The organism is Okeania sp. SIO2B3 (genome assembly GCF_010672525.1).
GTDB lineage: Bacteria > Cyanobacteriota > Cyanobacteriia > Cyanobacteriales > Microcoleaceae > Okeania.
Window position 1 is genome coordinate 309,448 of the sequence record NZ_JAAHGH010000005.1, and the last position, 18,983, is coordinate 328,430.

Genomic DNA, 18,983 nt, shown 5'->3' on the forward strand with positions numbered 1-18,983 from the left:
TAGGGGCGGATACCATTCGCCCCCATAGATACCAAGGGTTCCAAAGAAATATGGAATAGGCGACAGCTCTTTTGTGATCACTGATAACTGAAATGGAAAAGAGCGATCGCCCCACCAACAACCTTGATAAAATGCTAAAATATGTTGTAAAATATTGACAATTTGTCAACTAGAGTCAGCTAATGGAAAGCATAATCATTACTCTACCAGACTCTCAGCGAGTCTATATTGAAGAGCAAATACAACTCGGCGGTTATAGCAACGCCAGCGAGTATTTTAATAACTTAGTCCTGCAAGAGCAAAAACGCCAAGCCAAAGAACGACTGGAAACCATGTTAATAGAGGGTATAGAGTCAGGCTCCGCCGAACCAATGACCGCAAAAGACTGGGAGGAAATTCGTCGAACAGTGGGAAAACTAGAGCGCCACCCTCAACTCAAAGAAATAATTGCTAAAACTCGTTTGGGATTAGAAAATATTTACGGCGAACGATTAGAAAAGTTAGTTCTGTTTGGCTCCCAAGCAAGAGGTGATGCCAGACAAGACTCAGATATAGACCTTCTCATCGTTCTCAAAAATCCTTTTGACTACTCCCAAGAAAGCGATCGTATTAGTTATTTGATTGCTGATATCTGCTTAGAACATACCGTCGTTATTAACAGTGTATTTGCGACACTTCAAAAGTATCAAGAATATGATGGCGGTTTATTTCGCAATATTCGGCAAGAGGGAATTCCGGTATGACCCCCAAGCAGCAAAAACTACTAGAAAAAGCTGACCAAACGTTGCAAGCAGCACGAGTTTTAAAAGACCAAGGATTTTTTGATTCTGCTACTTCTCGTGGTTACTATGGGATGTTTTACATTGCAACCGCATTTTTAGAAGGAGAAAAGTTATCTTATTCTCGCCACTCTGCAATTATTGCTAGTTTTGGTCAAAATTTTGCCAGACCGAAGCGGGTGCCAATAGAATTTCATCGTTATCTAATTGACGCTCAAAACATTCGATTAAAAGCAGATTATGATGTAAATGCACAAATCACACAAACAGAAGCATCCCAGACAATAGATCGTGCTGAAGAAATGCTTAACTTTGCCTTAGCAAATATTGATTCTCTTCCTCCTTCTTCTCCATAAGCGATCGCTCCCAAAAACTCAAAACCCAAATAGAAATTTGCACAATGGATTTTTCTGCAACGTCCGTGCAGAGGGCATAACCGTATGACTCCAGAACAACAAATACTATTGTTAAAATTTACATTCCCCAATTAAACTCAAACCAACCACAAACAAAAAACCATGACAAACCCAACAACCATTGCCCAAAACTACACCCAAAGACTAGCCACCCTAGAGGACGTACCCACCATCGCCCCCCTGTGGAAAGCCCTTGTCCACAGTCGCGAACACCTAGACCCCGCCATGCAAGTCAAACCAGACTTTGACTTCACCGAATACGTCACCTTCCAAATAACCAAACCCCACTCCTACTGCTTCCTCCTGGAATACCATCAAGACAACCAAACCACCATTGTCGGTTGCCTATTCGTCTACTTCTACGACGAAAACCCACCATCATACCTGGACGAACAATACCGACCCCAACACGAACTAGAAAACCCCTTTATCCCCCGCAGAGTCGGTTCCATATTAGGAATGTACCTAGACCCAGAACACCGAGACCCCAAAGCCATTCAAATGTTAGCAAAGGCAGGGATAGACAAAGCGGAGGAAATGAAAGTAACGGACATCGACCTATTAGTATGTGCTGAACAGACCGGAATGCAGGCCCTGTTGAAAAAATGGGGATTCAAACAACAAGCGTTTCAGTTTTGCAAACATTATAACATTGATGCTCAAGAGGAATTACCAGACTTGCACCAACCTTTGCCAGAATTGGAACCTTTGGAATCTCCTCTAACCCCTCTTGGGAAGGGGGGACTGATGGATGCGGTATGAGTTAGCTGGGTACGCTTAATGGTAAATTTTCTCTCAAGTACAACTATAATCGAAGCGTTCGTTTTCTCCTCCTTAAACGGTAACAAAGACTAAGCGATCGCCAATGAAAGAGTTACCTAAAAAGTAGAGTTTTTACTAATTTATTAATGTCTTACAGCCAATTTACAATCGAACAAATCAAATCATATTTTGGCATTTCACTCTCAGAAAAAAACGGTATATTTGCCAAAATTTCAGAATCACAATACAGCCTATTTTTATCGGAAACTCTGGACTATAATATTCCATTAGCTCTGGCGATTAATTCAGAAAAGTCTCGTTCTGAATAGTAAAAGTAATATTGTTTTATCACCAGAAGGTCTACCTATTTTTCAACAAAATTCCCTCAATTAAATACATATTATAATTCAGGAGTCAGGAGTCAGAAGTTAGGAGTCAACCCACCCCTCGCCCCTCCCCCTCCCAGGAGGGGAAGTCAGGAGCCATATGAGGTAGCAAGATGCTCCCACTGCCATTTTCCTTGACCAAAATAACTACAATAGACTACCATTACAATGCACCACTACCAGAAATTTATTTGAGAAATTGAAAAAATGCAGATATCATCTCCTATCGATCAACTCACTGAAAAAGCAAAACAGGTACTCAATGAAATTACCTATCTGACCTTAGCAACAGTAGATAAATCAGGACACCCTTGGAACTCACCTGTCTATTGCGGCTTTGATGAAGATTACACATTTTATTGGTCATCATGGATAGAAAATCAGCACTCTCAAAATATTATTAATAATGGGCAGGTTTTTGCAGTTGTTTATGATTCAACAGCATTGAGTGGAGAGGGATTTGGTGTTTATTTCAAAGGTATAGCTGAAGTTATTGAAGCAGAAAACAAAATATTCAATAAAGCTATTGATAGTATCTACACGAAAAATGGTAAACCAAAAAGAGACAAAAAATATTTTCTTAACTCAGGACCACGACGTTTATTTCGGCTTATGCCAACAACTATTTGGGTTAATGTGAAAGAACCTTATGAGGATTATTTTCTTGATAAAAGAGTAGATATTACTCAAGAAATAAAACAATAAAAAAAAGCCCATGTTGCGGGTTTATTGTAAATCTTAAAAAAAGGCATTAATATGAAACTTAACTAACTATGCCAATATCTATAATTTTTTTCACCATTATGTCAGCAATTCTTAGTAGTGAAATTTACAGGAAATAATCACAATTTCTTCATCAGAAACACTATAAACTAAGCGATGTTCTTGTGTAATGCGTCTTGACCATAATCCAGATAGATCGTATTTTAATGCTTCTGGTTTTCCTAACCCAGAGAACGGATCTCGTTGAATATCTTTAATGAGATTGACGATTTTAATATAAATTTTTTTATCTTCAATACGCCCATTGATTAAAGTCATCAAAACTCCGAGTTAAAAATGCGACTTTCCTCATAATTTGCCTGGATCTACATAAATATAATTGTCAGAATTTTTTAGTAATTCTACAGCTTCTTTGAGATGCTGACGGTTTGCTTCTGTTGAAAGAAGATAGTCTGTTTCATCAGTTTCAGCAGATTCTTTAATTAATAAAATTGCTTCGACAACGGTTCCTTCTGGTAAGTCGAGGGGAGGTAAATCAAGTTGACCGTTTTTGATAGTTGTTTGATATTTTAGTGTATTCATAGAATTATGCCATTCTTGAGACTTTTTACAGCCGTTTTCATTTCAGTAGACCACAGTAGGGGCGTTTTGCTCCGCAACATATAAAGCGGAGCTTGGCGTTAGTAAATGGCCATTCGCCCCTACTTGCTATTCCAATATCTCGAAAGATTGAACTTCCAATACTGGACCAATCATTGCGATCGTCATTACATCATCTCGCACCACACCTGTAACGCTCGCCTTGAGGTCAGACTGACAAAGCTGAGTCGGAGCATCCTTCAACTCATAAGTCTCGCCAGTCTCAGTTACTAACGCCCAAGTGCCAGTACCAAAACCTTTCTTTTCCACAGTACCAGTTACCGTAATACTACTCATGCTAACCTTTCCTCCGTTCTAATTGCTAAACGTGCTAAACCTAAGCATAAAAAGGCATTCACAACTAGGAAAATTTGAGCAGCAAAACCAGAACCTAATCCCCAAACTGCGGGATCTACAACTGCACTTACAGCCAAACAACTAGCAACACCAATAGTAGTACCGATCGCTAACCACTTCCATTGCTGATTTCCTAATAACAACACAATTAATAATGCTGGAATCAAAACACTAGCAAAAATGGGATTCAAAATGCCACTACCTTGAATAGCTCCACCGACTTCAGGTAGAGAACTACCCATCACACGCATCGGCCATTGTGGTAAGTCGAAGATATAGAAACCACGGAGGAAAAATAACCCACTACTACCAGCAACTAATCCTGTATGGAGAGGGAAACTCCAACTGAAAGGGAAATAATTCCGCAAAAACCAAGCTAATATATAAGACCCCAAGACCATTGCCAACTTCGGTAACAATGCTACAGCGCCACCATCAAGCCAAAAACCAGGACTGAGATACCCATTATTATGCAACCATCGGAAGAAGTCGCGGAAAGTGATTTGACCTTTGACTGCCAACTTGACTGCTGCTGCTGCATCTAACTGACCTGCACCAAAATGATTCAGTGGGTCTTCTTTGATAACTCTGGCAGATTTTTTGAGAATGTTGGCAATCTCTTCTGGGTCTTCAATACCACTAGCTTTGATTAATGCTGCCACACCCGCAACATGGGGAGAGGCCATGCTGGTACCTTGGAAGGAAGCAAACACACTCTCGCCATTTTCTGGGTTAATGGTTTCTTGCAAAATACCACCAGCTTCATTTTTGCCAGAAGTTGAGCCACCAGGAGCAGAAATATCAATTCCTGCACCAAAGTTGGAATAGGAAGCTTTTTCTCCAGTTGGGTCAGTGGCGGAGACACCGATCACATGGGGATAACGAGCGGGATAACTTGCTGAATTTTGCCCAGCGTTGCCCGCAGCAGCAATAATGACTACGCCTTTACTATGAGCATAGTTGATAGCTTCTTTCATTATTTGGCTTTCACCACCGCCACCGAGACTCATATTGATGATGTCTGCACCGTTGTCAGCAGCAAATTTTATAGATTCGGCAATATCGGAAACTGTACCGCCACCACTAGCAGATAATACTTTTAAGGGCATGATGCTAGCTTCGTAGGCAATACCTGCTACGCCATATTCATTATTTGTGGATTGGGCAATAGTCCCTGCAACGTGACTGCCGTGACCATTATCGTCGGTGGCTAAAGTCTGGTCGTTCACAAAATCATAGCCAGGCACAAATTTCGTTTTTTGCAGGTCGGGAACTCTGGTGACTCCTGTATCAATCACCGCTACTGTTACGCCGTCGCCTTTGGTTTCATTCCATGCTTCCTCTACGTTGATGCTGCGGAGGTTCCATTGTTTACCATACATGGGGTCATTGGGACCACCGTTAGTGCCCTCAAAAATGATAGCATTAGCGCTATAAACATAGTTGGGTTCTATGTATTCAGTATATTTGTTGAGAGAGCTTTTCAGTTCTTTAAGAAGTTGGCGATCGCCCTTGACAATATACACATTATCTGATATAGAAAATTCACTATTTAGACGAGGAGTGACTTGGTATTCATCGGAGATTGTCTGAATTTCATCGACAATTTTAGTAACTCCGATATCTTCACGGAAGTCTAACACAATTGAGTCATAGACTCCTTTATTGGCCAAACCTGTAAAGTTAGATAAGGCCCAACCAAGCCCAATTAAAAATAAGCAGACAAACAGAAATTTTTTCATTTGTTGAGATATCCACTAAATTGAAGGCTTTTTTACTACTTTAGCTTAACTTGATAGGTATTAAGTGGTAGGTGGTAGGTAGTAGGTTGTAGGTCTTAGATGGTAGAAAAGTATTAGGTTTGGCTTTATAATTTGGGCTAATACCAAATTCAAAAAAGGAAATGGAAAGAGGTTTATTGTGGCTGCCCCTATTGGGTGTGTTTATCTGGTTAGCTTGGGCAGGTTGGAATGAGTATCAAAAGTTGGAAGCTTACCGCGCTTGGGCTGAGTCTTTTGAGAAAGCTAAATATGATATTTATGCGGTATTGGGTCAGAATGGTGAAAATATAACTTGGGGAAAACCAACGCGTAATGGCCCGATAAATTTGCAGACTTTTTCTTTACAGGATGTGCGATCGCTACAATTATTAGTTAATAATAAACCTATAGATATAGAGAACCCACTAAGTAAGGGTAAAGTAGTTTTGGAGTTTATTCTTTCAGAGTCTAAAAATATTCAAGTTCCTTTTACAGATATTGATTTAGCAATTAATTGGTATAAATATTTAGATTCTATTAAAAATGCAACAGGAGGAAATTAGAAAAACTGTTATATAGCAGAAGGAAGGAGAAAGAAGAAAGGAGAAAGAAGGAAGAAGGAAGAAGGAAGAAGGGAAAAGCTTGTGTTGTCTTAGTTTTAAGATTTTGATATGTCTGCGCCCTTTGCTTAGACTTCTATACCCCTAATAATTGCTTATAAAATATGACTATAATAAGGCTATTTATTCTTGGTTAGATTGAAGCAGTAGGGTTGATTTGTTTGTTATAAAATATTGATGTATTTTTTTACTTTCTATTTCCTACTTCCTAAATAAGTACTTTTTTACCAAGAGAAAGAGAGTTCTGTATTTCAAGCCTCCTTATTGCAGAGGTACTGTTAGCGTAGCTCCTCCGGAGGAGGCTAACTGATAACTGATAACTGAAATGACATTCCCTATTCCCTGAAAAAAAATGGTATTAAAATTTTTAACAACAGTTAGTAAGGCAGTGGCAGCAGCAGCTAAATTTGTCACTCCCCATACCAAAAAAGATGTCATATCTACAACTATAGTAACTACCGAAAATTCAACAGTAGCAAAGCTAGAAAAAAATATTGAACTGGAACAACTCAAACTGCAATATATCCAAAATATAGATAACTTTGATTTGCCAGAAATTAGTCAAGCAAATACCCAAGAATTACAAGCATTTATCCAACTTGCCGAAACTGCCAAACTCCAAACCAATATAGATTTTCAAAGATGGCTATTAGAACAAGAAAAAATAATTCAAATAGAAATACTCAAACAAAACTATGAACTTCAACGAGAATTAGTTACCTATCAAAGAGAAACTTCTCTACAAATTATAGAAGAACAAAAAAGATTAGAAAATTCTCCCATTTGGTTAGTTGCGACTGACATTCTCAACTCTCATCCAGGGGAAAAAATTATGCCCCTAAGAGTTTTTTTTGCTCCACCAAAACTGACATTTGATAAATTTGAAGCAGCTAATAATTCTTCTGATTTTTTTCCTGACCTAGAATTAACCTTAGCCGAAGGTTTGCGACAATTTTTCAGAAATTATACAACTCGTGGCAGAGAAATAGACTTTTTAGCAGGAGCTTGGGTAAGTAAATCTTTTCATAGTGAAGCTAGTATTAAAGCTTTATTTGCTGTATTAAAATCTCAGCCAACTTTAGTTTTAGAATCAGAAGTTAATGGCAATTATCTAAACTTTAGAATTGCTTATTGGAGTTTAGGTTGGTCGAAATATCGTTACGATCCAGTTATTTCTAAATTGCCATATCAAGATATTTTATATGAATCTGCAAAACTCCGAGCGCGTCGATGGCTGGCTATTAGAGCTAAGTTAATTGCTACTGGAGAAAAAACTAAAAAAATTGATGAACTTTATGGTGGTAATAATTTAATCAACATCAAAAAATTACAGCGGGAGCAAAAATTTAGAAAGGCAGGAATTGACATTAGTGAGTTGGATATGAACTACATTGTCAATCAAAAAGATTTTGAGGAACTAGGGAAATTTTTAAGTATTTATCATTGTATATTTGCTGGTTTAGTAGCAGATGAATATTTTTTAGTTGAATATAATATTCCTCCGATTTTGCCAGAATTATTACCCGATTTAATTAAAAATTTACCAGAATCTCCAGAAGTTGATGAGATGATGGAATCGGTAATTTTATATTATCAAAAAATTTATCAAGCTTTGGAAATTCAGCGTTCTGCTTGGATACCAGAATTGACTTTAGATTTAGCTCAAAGTTTGGCAAATTTACAAAATAAAGTTTGGGCAATTACACAAATTATAAATTCCTTAAAATATTGGTTAAAATCACGGGGTTTGTTGTCAGTTCCAGAAGAATTAATTTTGCTATTGGAAGCAATAGAATCAGTAGTCAAAGCAGAAGATTTGGAATATGTAAATAAATTAAATCAATGTTTGGCAGCTATTGGCGAAGTTAGACAACTAAATGTCATGGAAATTTGCTACAAACGAGCAGTAAATAATTTTAAACAGGAAAATTATCTAGGAGCTATTAGTGATTTTGACCAAGCAATAAAACTGAATAAAAATTGGGTTGAAGCCTATTATAATCGTGGTTTTGTTTATGCAGAAATCGGTCAAGAACAAGCAGCAATTAATGATTTTACCCAGGCTTTACAGATAAATGAAAATTGGGTAGATGCCTATAATAAACGAGGTGATGCCTTTAATCAATTAGGACAATACGAACAGGCGATCGCTGACTATCAACAAGCATTAAAACTACGGCCAGACTGTGAAGATGCTCGACGAAATTTAGGCATTGTCCAGGGAGTTGTGGCAGAAATAAAACGCCAACAACAGGAAGAAACAAAACCAGGATCACCACCTGTTCAACAAACACCAAAACAACGGAAACATAAATTAGAAAATTTTGTTGTAACTAATGAATTTCAGGCACATTCAGAAGGAGTCAGTTGTCTTGCCATCAGTCCAGACGGGCAAATATTAGCTAGTGGTAGTTATGACGATACTGTTAAGTTATGGCAGTTGAGTACCGGAGCAGAAATTTCTACTTTTACAGAACATTCTGACGATGTTGAGTCAGTGGCGTTTCACCCCGATGGCGAGATATTAGCTAGTGGCAGTTACGACTGCACTATCAAACTATGGCAGTTGAGTACAGGCAAAAAAATTCGTACTTTGCGCGGACATTCTAATGATATTGAGTCTTTAGCTTTCAGTCCCAATGGGCAGATATTAGCTACTGGTGGCGACGATAACCAAATTAAGTTGTGGCAGGTGAGTACGGGTAACGAACTTCATACTCTCACAGGGCATTCTCAGAGGGTTTGGTCTGTGGCGTTTAGTAATGATGGGCAGATGTTAGCGAGTGGGAGTGGTGACAATACTATTAAGATTTGGCATTTAGCTACAGGGCAAGAAGTTAAAACTCTCAGGGGGCATTCTGGTTATGTGAGTGCGGTTGCCTTTAGTACTGATGGTGAAATATTGGTGAGTGGCAGCGATGACAAGACTATTAAATTATGGCAGTTGAGTACGGGTTTGGAAATAGCGACCTTGACTGGGCATGACAAAAGTATTTGGTGTTTGGCAGTTACGTCAGATGATACTTTAGTCAGTGGGGGTGCAGATAATATGATTAAAATATGGCAGTTGAGTACGGGTTTGGAAATGGGTACTTTGACTGGTCATGGTTTGGGTGTTTTGGCTTTGGCAATTTCTCCTGAAGGAGATTTTTTGGTGAGTGGGGATGGTGATGGTTGTATTAGGTTTTGGGGATAAAGAGATGGGGGGATGGGGGGATGGGGAGATGGGGAGATTTCATATTGAGATGTGGATAGAATTATAAACATATTAAGTTTCCACTTCTGCATTGTAAGTATGGCGCTGAACCAAATTTCTGTTTCAATCCCTAATAGGGATTTGGATAAGTTTCCATAGCAGGGTTCTAGAACCCAGGCCATATTTAATTTTCAAGGTACATTTGCAAGGTACATTTGCGAGGTACACCTATAAATATAGCATTTCCAGCCACAGTTGCACAATAGATAACAGAACAAAAACAGCCAAAACCCTTGCCAAATAAGCATTTGCAAAATTGCGACGACCACTTCAACTACTCCACAAAGCTCAAATCCTTGCCCAAAGTTAACTTCAGCCATTTTTGTTCACCGAAAAATTTGGTTCTGAAGCCTCCTCTTTTTAAAGGATAAAAAAAAAGAAGAGTCCGTATTTTCTTGTCTCCTTATTGCAGAGGTACTGATAACTGATAACTGAAATGGCCATTCCGGAAACAATTAAGAAAAACAGGATATATTAAAAGGAGTAACAAATTAAACAAAACTCTTGACAAATCACAGTTAGTTTGATACCAAAATAACCCAGAGGATAAAATTAAATGGAATTAGGCATAAAGAACACCACACAAACATTAGAAATTGCAGACTCAAGAATCACTGAATATTTTCAACGCTCCGAAGGTCAATGGCATTCAGAAAGACGCTACTATACTTTACCGGAAGGAAATACCCAAGAAATTGTTAGTCATTTAACAATTAAATATTTAGAGCTAGGAAGTCCAGAACTTATAGAATTAGCCAAACTCCATAAATTACATAATCCTGAAACAGCCATGATTTGTGGTTCGTTAGTCAGTTGGCTTAGTCAAGATTCTGTATCAGGTAAGAAACAGTCTGAAGGCTCAACAATATTCGGAGTTCAAGGCTCTATATTGTATCGCGATCGCGGTTTTGCCACGAGTAACCCCATCATAGCTAAGTATCATCTATCTGACCCTAACACATTATGTCTCAGAACAGAGTACAATGGGTCTGTATTTGAGGAAGAAATTAAACAAATCGGCCATAAATACCGGACACGGCAAACTATTATTTCCCGTGCAGGTGAACAAAAAATGATTGGTCAATATCTAGAAAAACGTATATTAAGTAATCAGAAAAAGTGAAGCGACGGAATTTTTTAATCGGAGCTACAACGATAACTTTAGCTGAATTTTTAGCAGGATGTGAAGCTCAGGGAGATTTGAATATTCAACTGTTAAAAAGCACTATTCCTGCTCAAATGGTGTCAAAGTTTAAGAGGGAATTAACATCTGAGTCTAAATTAAACTTTAATCCTCAAGAAAATTTAACAGAATTATTTTCTCTGCTGCAAAGTTGGCAGAGGAAACTTTTATTAGAAAAGCAAAAATCATCTACAGAACAAAGAAAAAAGATAAACATTGCTAATCTTGTTACTTTAGGAGATTATTGGTTAGCAAATGCTATTAAACAAGAACTAATTCAACCTCTTAATTCTGAAGCTTTACAAAATTGGAATAAATTGCCGGAAAAATGGCAAAAGTTAGTTAAGCGTAATAATCAAGGTTATGCAGACCCCGAAGGGAAAATTTGGGCAGCACCTTATCAGTCGGGTACAACATTAATTGCTTATCGAGTTGATAAATTTAAAACTTTGGGATGGCAACCTACAGACTGGAGCGATCTATGGAGAGAGGAGTTACGCCATCGATTTTCTTTGTTAGATCAACCTAGAGAAGTTATTGGTTTAACTCTGAAAAAATTGGGTAAATCTTATAATGCTAAAAATCTGAGTAAAGTTGAAAACTTAAAATCGGAACTGGTTAAACTCAATCAACAAGTAAAATATTACGCTTCCAATAATTATTTACAATCTCTAATTATTGGAGATACTTGGTTAGCTGTTGGTTGGTCTAACGATATTTTACCGCTGATTAAAAACCGCAAAGATATTGCTGCAATAATACCTAAATCTGGAACAGCTTTATGGTCAAATGTATGGGTTAAACCTGCTGCTACTGCAGAGACTTCCTTAACAGAAAAATGGATTGATTTTTGTTGGAAACCTGAAATAGCAGAACAAATGTCTTTAATAACTCAGACTACTTCTCCAATTATACCAGGAATAAATCCAACTGAATTGACTTCAGAAATTAAAGATAATTCTTTATTATTACCTCCAGAAGATATTCTGGAAAAAAGTGATTTTCTCTATCCACTTGCAGATAGTACCATTGAACAATATAGGCAATTATGGCGAGAAATTCGTCAACCAGTAAGTAGTTCTACATAGGATTTGCTGAAAAAGTATTTTTCAGGAGTAAGAGACCCACCCCTAAACGCTCCCAGGAGTGGAAGAGAGCAGTTAAGACGAACGGAGAATAAAATTTAATTAAGAGGTAGTCGGAACAATTGTCAGAGTGATTTTTCGGCAATTATTCTGCTTTTTCTGCTAACTTTTTGAGGGTTTTGGACGTGATACCAGGCACTTTTTTTAAAAGATTTATCCATTCATGAGTTTCAATGCTGCATTAGAAGGATATCTATTTACTTCTATCAATAATTGTCTCTCTAATTCGTTCCTCACTATTAAATTGAAAGATTCGGGTAGTTACTTCCCCAATATCTGTTAATGGTTGAATAGTTGCTCCTTCTAGACGAAAATGCTCTGACTATTGCTCTCGACGCAGGTTAAAAAATCTAATTAATTCTCCTGTTCGCCAGATAATTGAACCTAAATCAGAACCTTTATTTAGGTGACAAAAAGCACAAGCATAGGCTAAATTTTCAGCTATTGTTTGTCCACCATGTTTTATACTAATAATATGCTCAATCTGACATCAAGAAGCGCGGTATTGTTATGAAATTAGACAGTATTCACAGAGGCTTAATGCCCTTTCAATTACTAAGTTTCGTAATTCAACATTAATATAAGGACGAGACATTGATATGATTATTTTTACTGTAATGTAAAGTCTTTAGGTAGATTAAATAAATTTCTACCAAATCTATAATCAATTTCTACATTACAATTTAATGGCGCATTTTCAAAGTCACAAAAATAGGCAGCAATTGGTTTTTTATTACGAGGTTCACATACTTGTAAGTTATAGCCATATTGTCTAGCTACATTGCCAAAATGGTTAATAAATTTATAACGCTCTAGGTAGCCTTTTTTATCCCAAATTAATTTTCTGACTACCAAAATTACCGAAGTATCATCGGGGTCAACAAACCAAGTATAAATAAGTTCTTCACCAAAAAAATCTTGAGTTAACCACAGACTAGGAATACTTGGTTGAGTTTGAGATAAAGGAGGTTTAGGTAGTTGAGAAATTTCATTTCTAGGACAGGTGGGAAAAATAATTTTCGGTGTGGCAGTGGCAGGAAGAAGGAAGAAGGAAGAAGGAAGAAGGAAGAAACAAGAAATAAGAAGGAAAAATTTAGTCATTATTTCAGAAGGAAGAAGGAAGAAGGAAGAAACAAGAAATAAGAAATAAGAAATAAGAAGGAAGAAGGAAAAATTTAGTCATTATTCAGAAATAAGAAGGAAGAAGGAAGAAATAAGAAGGAAGAAATAAGAAGGAAGAAGGAAGAAGGAAAAATTTAGTCATTATTCAGAAATAAGAAGGAAGAAGGAATAAGGAAGAAACAAGAAACAAGAAGGAAGAAATAAGAAGGAAGAAATAAGAAGGAAGAAGGAAGAAGGAAGAAGGAAAAATTTAGTCATTATTCAGAAATAAGAAGGAAGAAGGAAGAAGGAAGAAGGAAAAATTTAGTCATTATTCAGAAGGAAGAAGGAAGAGGGAGGAAATAAGAAGGAAGAAGGAAGAAGGAAGAAGGAAGAAGGAAAAATTTAGTCATTATTCAGAAGGAAGAAGGAAGAAGGAGGAAGTAAAAGTGTAGTTATTATTCACGAGGAAGAAGAAAGAAGGAAAAATTTAGTCATTATTAGTCATTATTTGATTTCAACATCAAGCTGAATTAAAAAAAGCAGAAGTTCCACAGATACCTGCCATATTAATTTTTTTGATACAGCACTTTCCGATGTAATAAGGTACACCTTATTTTAAGGCAGAAGTCAGAAGTAAAAAACTAAGAAGATTGAACTATACCTCATAGCAAAGGAAACCACTGTAATATCATGTCCGGATAATTAGTGATAAAAAAACTTTCTCCTTTTCCTCCTCTTTATTCTTTCTTCTTCTTTCTTCCCTCCTGACTCCTGACTTCCCCTCCTGGGAGTGGTTAGGGGTGGGTTGACTCCTGAGGACTCCGTCATTTATTGATAAGTATTCAACCGGAGATGATATAACGCATTCCTGGTAACTGAGTAACTAACCCTAATAACTCCAATTGTAATAAAGAACTAGAAACATCTGCTGGTGATAAACCTGTTGCTTGTACAACTAAATCTAAATGAGTAGCTTCAGTAGAAATATGTTGAAAAACCTTGGCTAAAATAGGTTCTAAATCTGGAATATAATCCCGATTTTTCTCCTCAAATAAAGATAATTGTTCGGGAGGTTCTACTACATCAATATCTAATGGTGGAATTGCTCCTAACATTTCTAATAACTTATCCATAGTAATCGGAATTACTTCTGCACCATGATTAATTAACTGCAAACAACCATGAGATTTTTCATCATCTAAACGAGCAGGTAAAACATAAACATCTCGACAAAATTCATTTGCCATATCTGCAGTAATTAAAGCACCCGATCTTTGGGGAGCTTCCATCACTAAAACTGCTCGACTTAATCCTGCAATAATTCTATTGCGTTGGGGAAAATGTTTAGAATTTGGTTTCGTACCTGCTGGATATTCACTCACAACTAACCCCTGTTTAATAACTTTTTCCGCCAGAGTTTTATTTTCCTTCGGGTAAACTGTATCAACCCCATTACCAAAAACAGCAATTGTTCGCCCCCCTGCTTCTAAACAAGCACTATGCGCCTCAGTATCAATTCCCATAGCTAGTCCAGAAACAATAGTGAACCCACTTTTTGCCAAAGTCGAACTTATTTTCCTAGTCCAACGACGACCATATTCAGTGGGATAGCGAGTGCCGACTATTCCTACCGTAGGAGTAATACCTAGAATTTCTTGGGAGTCAACTATGCCTCGATAATACAGCAGAGCAGGCGGTGTGGGAATTTCTTGCAAAAGGCGTGGATAGTCTGGATCTGCCGGAGTCCAGAAATCAGGATTTTTGGCCGTGTGTTCTTCTATCAGTTGTTTTGGGTCCAGACGCGATCGCTCTTCCACTACTTTCTCTATCTTCTGACGGCCAAATCCTGGCACTTGGCCTAATTCTTTGGGGCTGGCCGTCCAAGCTATTGCTAAAGTCTCGAATTGTTGTTTGAGTCGTTGTAGAGCAATTGGACCTATACCACTGATTTTGGCCCATGCCAGCCAGTAGGCACGTTCTTCTATCAATTATTTCTCCTCTTGAGAGTGGTTCATTTTAAACTTATTTTATGGGTTCCGGTTCTTCCGGCATTTATAGCAAAAGGCAGAGGGCAGAAGGCAGAAGGCAGAAGGCAGAGAGCAGAAGGCAGAAGGAAAAATCTGGCTTTGTCTAGAATCTAAAAAATATTTGATTGATTTTTTCTTCAATTCATTATTGACGTTTTGTTCAACATTGATTAAAATATAAATATACAGCAAGGAACAAGTTGCTTAGGACATAGACTGATGATGAACTTCAGATAGGGAAATGTTTTTCCCCTATTCCCTATTCCCTATTCCCTGTTCCCTCCTATAAGACACAAAAGAAAGCTTTTAAACCTAACTAATTTATCTAATTGGTGGCAGCTAATTTATAGGCTGAAACCGAGGGATTTTCTGTGGAAATTTTGTCAAATATTGGAGAAAAAAAATGACTAATAATATAGAAGTAGTATTCAGCTTTGACACAACTGGCAGTATGTATCCTTGCCTAACTCAAGTACGCCGAAAAATCCAAAATACAGTAACTCGATTAATGTCAGAAATTCCTGGTATTAGAATTGGAATTATTGCTCATGGAGATTATTGCGATCGCCACTCTACTTATGTAACAAAACGATTAGAATTATCCCAAAATATTGATGCTATTTGTAACTTTGTAGAAAGGGTAGGAAAGACAGGTGGTGGAGATGCGCCAGAATGTTATGAGTTAGTATTGCATCAAGCTCAATCTTTTGCTTGGACTCGGAAAGCTACCAAATCTTTAGTATTAATTGGAGACGATATTCCTCATCCACCTGGTCAAAATCCTCAGAAGTTAAATTGGCGAGAAGAAGTTAATAAATTATCAGATATGGGAATTACAATTTATGGGGTACAAGCCTTAAATCGTCGCCATGCCACGATGTTTTATCAAGAATTGGCAGAAAAATCGGGTGGTTTTCATATCAAGTTAGACCAATTTGCTTATATTAATGATTTATTTTTAGCAGTTTGTTATCAACAATCTTCAGATGAAGAGCTGCAAAGTTATGAACAAGAAATTTTAGATATGGGGCGAATGAATCGTGGTTTAAATCAAATTTTTAATACCATGTTAAATCGAGAAGAAACCAGTATTTATGAGTCAGCAGATTTGCGAGTTGTTACACCGGGAAGATTCCAAGTATTAGAAGTGGATGAAAATAAACCGATTAAAAATTTTGTTCTAGAAAATGGTTTAACTTTTAACAAAGGGCGTGGTTTTTATGAATTTACAAAGACCGAAACTATTCAAGGCAAAAAAGAAATTATTTTAATGGATCGAGCAACGGGAGATTTATTTGAGGGAGAAGCTGCACGGGAAATTTTAGATTTGCCTCATGGTATAACGGTGCGAATTAAACCTAATAATTTAGAGAAATATGTAGTGTTTGTTCAGAGTACATCGGTGAATCGGAAATTAATTAGTGGAACTCGTTTTTTGTATGAAGTTGAAGATTGGAGTAGGTAAGAAGGAAGAAGTAAGAGGGAAGAAGGAAGAGGGAAGAAAGAAGAAGCTATTGGTAGTGGAGTGACACGCCTAAGAGGTTGTCTGAGAAGTCCCATTTGCTACATTAAAGCCCCCTAAATACCCCAATTTTGGGTTACTTTTAGAAGGAAATTGACTCTTGTTCCCCCCAAACTTGGCTTGCTCGGGGGGCAAAATTCAGTATCAAAAAACTTTTCAGATATCCTCTTACAAATTTTCTATTGCATCAGTGAAAGCTTAATAATTAGTGATAAAAAACCTTCTCCCTTTGAGCCTTTCTTTCTATTCTGCCTTCTGCCCTCTGCCTTCCTTTTTTCAAAGTATGAGTATTCAACCAAACATGATGTTACTTCTGCTATAAAATTGGTATCTCAATAATAAACCAAAATAATCTTAACTAAAGCAGGAGTCAAAAATGCCAAAAGATTCTACAAATAAAACATTTAACAGTAAACATAATACTAACAACGACTTTGAATTTCTTTTCACTCGTTCTATAGAGTTTCGTCAAGAAACAATATATTTCATTATTGTAGACCGCTTTTTTGATGGAGACCCCAGGAATAATGAAGGTCCAAACCCTAAATTATATGACCCTAATAAAGAAAAATGGGGTTTATATTGGGGTGGAGATTTACAGGGAATAATTGATAAACTTGGCTATCTCAAAAATATGGGAATTACAGCTATTTGGATGACTCCTTTATTTGAACAAATAGAAGAAGAATTATTTGAAATGGCTCCTATTCATGGCTACTGGGCGAAAGATTTTAAACGACTAAATCCTCGTTTAGTAGACAAAGATGATGAGATTTCTTTAGTAAAAAATCAGGAAACAGTTTTCGACAAATTAGTAGCAGCAGCTCATGATTTAGGAATAAAAATAATCTTGGATATTGTGTGTAATCATAGTAGCCCAGATGCAGGTGGTAAAAAAGGTCAATTATTTGATGATGGAGTTTTAATTGCTGATTTTCATAACGATATTAACGACTGGTATCATCATTATGGCGAAGTAGAAAATTGGGATGAAAAATGGCAAGTTGAAAATAGAGAATTGGGAGGATTAGCAGATTTTAATGAAAATAATCCTGACTATAGAGATTATATTAAATCAGCAATTAAATTATGGTTAGACCGTGGAGTAGATGCTCTACGAATAGATACAATTAAACATATGCCATTATGGTTTTGGCAAGAATTTTATGCTGATATTAAAAGTCATAAACCTTCAGTATTTGTGTTTGGGGAATGGATTTTTAGCGGACCTTATGATCCTGCATCTCTGGAATTTGCCAATAAGTCTGGAATGTCAATGTTAGACTTTGGTTTTTGTGTGGCAATTCGACGCGCTTTAGGAAAATGTGAACCGGGAGGATTTCATATTATTCAAGAAGTATTAGACAAAGATAATGTTTATAATAGCGCTAGTGAGCTGGTAACTTTTGTTGATAATCACGATATTCCCAGGTTTCAAAATTTGAATCCAGACCCAGGAATTTTGAGATTAGCTATTAATTTAATTATGACTTCTCGTGGTATTCCATGTATTTATTATGGTAGTGAACAATATCTTTATAATGATACAGATGGTGGGAAAGAACCTTATAATCGCCCAATGATGGAAAAATGGAATACAGATACACCAATTTATCGGGATGTTAAATTATTATCAAAGGTACGTCGAATTAATCCTGCTGTTTCTCTGGGAAGTCAGTGGCAAAAATATCTTAGTGAGGATGTTTATTGTTATGTGCGATGTTACCGAGATTATCGTTGTTTTGTAGCAATTAATCGAGGTAATCCAGTAACAATAGAACGAGTAGAAACTGATTTGGAGGATGGAGAATATATTTGTATTTTAACGAAGCGCTTTTTTGAGGTAAAAAATGGCGAATTGCATAATTTAGAACTGGGCGTACAAGAGATGATAGTGATTAATTATTTAGGCGACCGCGTCAAGGGAAAAGTAATCGTCAGAGCGCAATTAAATGGAGTTTCAACTAATCCTGGAGAAGCAATAGTAGTAACAGGAGATTGTCCTGAATTGGGAAATTGGAATATTAGTAAAGCTTACCAATTAGAGTATATTAATTCTAATACTTGGTTTAATGAAATTCCCTTTAATGAAAGTGCAGGAAAAGTAATTGCTTATAAATATGCAATTGTTTACCGGGATGAAAATGGAAATGAAACAGAAATTCCACAGCGAGAAAATTTAGTTTCTCGACAATGGTTATTAGCGGAAGAAGGTACAGTTAAGTGGCAAGATAATTGGGCTTATTGAAGAAGGAAGAAGGAAGAGGGAAGAAGGAAGAAGTTTAATTTTTAGCTGGTGATTAT

The 18,983-nt window shown here is 36.9% G+C and carries 18 protein-coding genes; 11 read left to right on the top strand and 7 right to left on the bottom strand.

From position 1 onward, the window contains the following. Nucleotides 1-182 precede the first annotated feature (182 nt). The 5 genes from F6K15_RS06930 (at nt 183) to F6K15_RS06950 (ending at nt 3,048) form a co-directional block, all read left to right on the top strand. Nucleotides 183-743, top strand: coding sequence for a nucleotidyltransferase domain-containing protein (locus tag F6K15_RS06930; RefSeq protein ID WP_293058799.1), 561 nt, complete (start codon nt 183-185; stop codon nt 741-743). Next, nucleotides 740-1,135 carry a HEPN domain-containing protein gene (locus F6K15_RS06935; RefSeq protein WP_293058802.1) on the top strand — a complete coding sequence of 132 codons (396 nt, stop codon included), beginning with the start codon at nt 740-742 and terminating at the stop codon, nt 1,133-1,135. Before F6K15_RS06930 ends, F6K15_RS06935 begins: the two co-directional genes overlap by 4 nt. Before the next feature lie 162 nt (nt 1,136-1,297). Continuing rightward, the gene (locus F6K15_RS06940; RefSeq protein ID WP_293058804.1) at nt 1,298-1,957 is read left to right on the top strand and encodes a GNAT family N-acetyltransferase; all 660 of its coding nucleotides are present in this window, start codon (nt 1,298-1,300) and stop codon (nt 1,955-1,957) included. Between the two features lie 146 nt (nt 1,958-2,103). Next, a complete protein-coding gene (locus F6K15_RS06945; RefSeq protein WP_293058806.1) occupies nt 2,104-2,286 on the top strand; it encodes a hypothetical protein in 183 nt (60 codons plus the stop codon). A 264-nt stretch (nt 2,287-2,550) separates the two neighbouring features. After that, a complete protein-coding gene (locus F6K15_RS06950) occupies nt 2,551-3,048 on the top strand; it encodes a pyridoxamine 5'-phosphate oxidase family protein (protein WP_293058807.1) in 498 nt (165 codons plus the stop codon). A 111-nt stretch (nt 3,049-3,159) separates the two neighbouring features. On the opposite strand, the gene F6K15_RS06955 is transcribed toward F6K15_RS06950, so the two are convergent. From F6K15_RS06955 to F6K15_RS06970, 4 genes are all read right to left on the bottom strand, one after another. After that, on the bottom strand, nt 3,160-3,384 hold the full coding sequence (locus F6K15_RS06955; RefSeq protein WP_293058810.1) for a Txe/YoeB family addiction module toxin: 225 nt from the start codon (nt 3,382-3,384) through the stop codon (nt 3,160-3,162). Between the two features lie 30 nt (nt 3,385-3,414). Then, nucleotides 3,415-3,648, bottom strand: coding sequence for a hypothetical protein (locus F6K15_RS06960; protein ID WP_293058813.1), 234 nt, complete (start codon nt 3,646-3,648; stop codon nt 3,415-3,417). Between the two features lie 126 nt (nt 3,649-3,774). Beyond that, a complete protein-coding gene (locus tag F6K15_RS06965) occupies nt 3,775-4,002 on the bottom strand; it encodes a hypothetical protein (protein ID WP_293058816.1) in 228 nt (75 codons plus the stop codon). Beyond that, nucleotides 3,999-5,804 (bottom strand): S8 family peptidase, encoded by a 1,806-nt coding sequence (locus tag F6K15_RS06970; protein ID WP_293058819.1) that lies wholly within the window; start codon nt 5,802-5,804, stop codon nt 3,999-4,001. Before F6K15_RS06970 ends, F6K15_RS06965 begins: the two co-directional genes overlap by 4 nt. A 161-nt stretch (nt 5,805-5,965) precedes the next feature. Here F6K15_RS06970 and F6K15_RS06975 point away from each other — a divergent pair, with 161 nt between their 5' ends. The 4 genes from F6K15_RS06975 (at nt 5,966) to F6K15_RS06990 (ending at nt 11,969) form a co-directional block, all read left to right on the top strand. Then, the gene (locus F6K15_RS06975; RefSeq protein ID WP_293058822.1) at nt 5,966-6,385 is read left to right on the top strand and encodes a hypothetical protein; all 420 of its coding nucleotides are present in this window, start codon (nt 5,966-5,968) and stop codon (nt 6,383-6,385) included. A gap of 409 nt (nt 6,386-6,794) precedes the next feature. Beyond that, nucleotides 6,795-9,638 carry a tetratricopeptide repeat protein gene (locus F6K15_RS06980; RefSeq protein ID WP_293058825.1) on the top strand — a complete coding sequence of 948 codons (2,844 nt, stop codon included), beginning with the start codon at nt 6,795-6,797 and terminating at the stop codon, nt 9,636-9,638. A gap of 616 nt (nt 9,639-10,254) precedes the next feature. Then, nucleotides 10,255-10,821, top strand: a complete 567-nt coding sequence (locus tag F6K15_RS06985) for a phycobiliprotein lyase (protein WP_293058828.1) — start codon at nt 10,255-10,257, stop codon at nt 10,819-10,821. Continuing rightward, entirely contained in the window at nt 10,818-11,969 is a 1,152-nt protein-coding gene (locus tag F6K15_RS06990) for an extracellular solute-binding protein (protein WP_293058831.1), read from the top strand. Before F6K15_RS06985 ends, F6K15_RS06990 begins: the two co-directional genes overlap by 4 nt. 379 nt (nt 11,970-12,348) lie before the next feature. Here the strand turns inward: F6K15_RS06990 and F6K15_RS06995 are convergent, their stop codons facing one another. The 3 genes from F6K15_RS06995 to dprA form a co-directional block, all read right to left on the bottom strand. Continuing rightward, nucleotides 12,349-12,510 (bottom strand): HNH endonuclease signature motif containing protein, encoded by a 162-nt coding sequence (locus F6K15_RS06995; protein ID WP_363267492.1) that lies wholly within the window; start codon nt 12,508-12,510, stop codon nt 12,349-12,351. A 125-nt stretch (nt 12,511-12,635) separates the two neighbouring features. After that, nucleotides 12,636-13,127 carry a hypothetical protein gene (locus F6K15_RS07000; protein ID WP_293058834.1) on the bottom strand — a complete coding sequence of 164 codons (492 nt, stop codon included), beginning with the start codon at nt 13,125-13,127 and terminating at the stop codon, nt 12,636-12,638. A gap of 845 nt (nt 13,128-13,972) precedes the next feature. Beyond that, nucleotides 13,973-15,118, bottom strand: a complete 1,146-nt coding sequence (gene dprA / locus F6K15_RS07005; protein WP_293058837.1) for a DNA-processing protein DprA — start codon at nt 15,116-15,118, stop codon at nt 13,973-13,975. 442 nt (nt 15,119-15,560) lie between these two features. Between dprA and F6K15_RS07010 the strand changes: the two genes are divergently transcribed. Then, nucleotides 15,561-16,622, top strand: a complete 1,062-nt coding sequence (locus F6K15_RS07010; protein ID WP_293058840.1) for a vWA domain-containing protein — start codon at nt 15,561-15,563, stop codon at nt 16,620-16,622. A 433-nt stretch (nt 16,623-17,055) separates the two neighbouring features. Beyond that, nucleotides 17,056-18,927: an alpha-amylase family glycosyl hydrolase gene (locus tag F6K15_RS07015; RefSeq protein ID WP_293058843.1), complete on the top strand. Its 1,872-nt coding sequence runs from the start codon at nt 17,056-17,058 to the stop codon at nt 18,925-18,927. The last annotated feature ends 56 nt before the right edge of the window (nt 18,928-18,983 follow it).

What these genes read in the sequence shown, in the direction of transcription:
- F6K15_RS06930 (WP_293058799.1), top strand. Translation starts at nt 183, where the DNA reads ATGGAAAGCATAATCATTACTCTACCAGACTCTCAGCGAGTCTATATT.
- F6K15_RS06935 (WP_293058802.1), top strand. Translation starts at nt 740, where the DNA reads ATGACCCCCAAGCAGCAAAAACTACTAGAAAAAGCTGACCAAACGTTG.
- F6K15_RS06940 (WP_293058804.1), top strand. Translation starts at nt 1,298, where the DNA reads ATGACAAACCCAACAACCATTGCCCAAAACTACACCCAAAGACTAGCC.
- F6K15_RS06945 (WP_293058806.1), top strand. Translation starts at nt 2,104, where the DNA reads ATGTCTTACAGCCAATTTACAATCGAACAAATCAAATCATATTTTGGC.
- F6K15_RS06950 (WP_293058807.1), top strand. Translation starts at nt 2,551, where the DNA reads ATGCAGATATCATCTCCTATCGATCAACTCACTGAAAAAGCAAAACAG.
- F6K15_RS06955 (WP_293058810.1), bottom strand. Translation starts at nt 3,384, where the DNA reads ATGACTTTAATCAATGGGCGTATTGAAGATAAAAAAATTTATATTAAA.
- F6K15_RS06960 (WP_293058813.1), bottom strand. Translation starts at nt 3,648, where the DNA reads ATGAATACACTAAAATATCAAACAACTATCAAAAACGGTCAACTTGAT.
- F6K15_RS06965 (WP_293058816.1), bottom strand. Translation starts at nt 4,002, where the DNA reads ATGAGTAGTATTACGGTAACTGGTACTGTGGAAAAGAAAGGTTTTGGT.
- F6K15_RS06970 (WP_293058819.1), bottom strand. Translation starts at nt 5,804, where the DNA reads ATGAAAAAATTTCTGTTTGTCTGCTTATTTTTAATTGGGCTTGGTTGG.
- F6K15_RS06975 (WP_293058822.1), top strand. Translation starts at nt 5,966, where the DNA reads ATGGAAAGAGGTTTATTGTGGCTGCCCCTATTGGGTGTGTTTATCTGG.
- F6K15_RS06980 (WP_293058825.1), top strand. Translation starts at nt 6,795, where the DNA reads ATGGTATTAAAATTTTTAACAACAGTTAGTAAGGCAGTGGCAGCAGCA.
- F6K15_RS06985 (WP_293058828.1), top strand. Translation starts at nt 10,255, where the DNA reads ATGGAATTAGGCATAAAGAACACCACACAAACATTAGAAATTGCAGAC.
- F6K15_RS07000 (WP_293058834.1), bottom strand. Translation starts at nt 13,127, where the DNA reads ATGACTAAATTTTTCCTTCTTATTTCTTGTTTCTTCCTTCTTCCTTCT.
- F6K15_RS07010 (WP_293058840.1), top strand. Translation starts at nt 15,561, where the DNA reads ATGACTAATAATATAGAAGTAGTATTCAGCTTTGACACAACTGGCAGT.
- F6K15_RS07015 (WP_293058843.1), top strand. Translation starts at nt 17,056, where the DNA reads ATGCCAAAAGATTCTACAAATAAAACATTTAACAGTAAACATAATACT.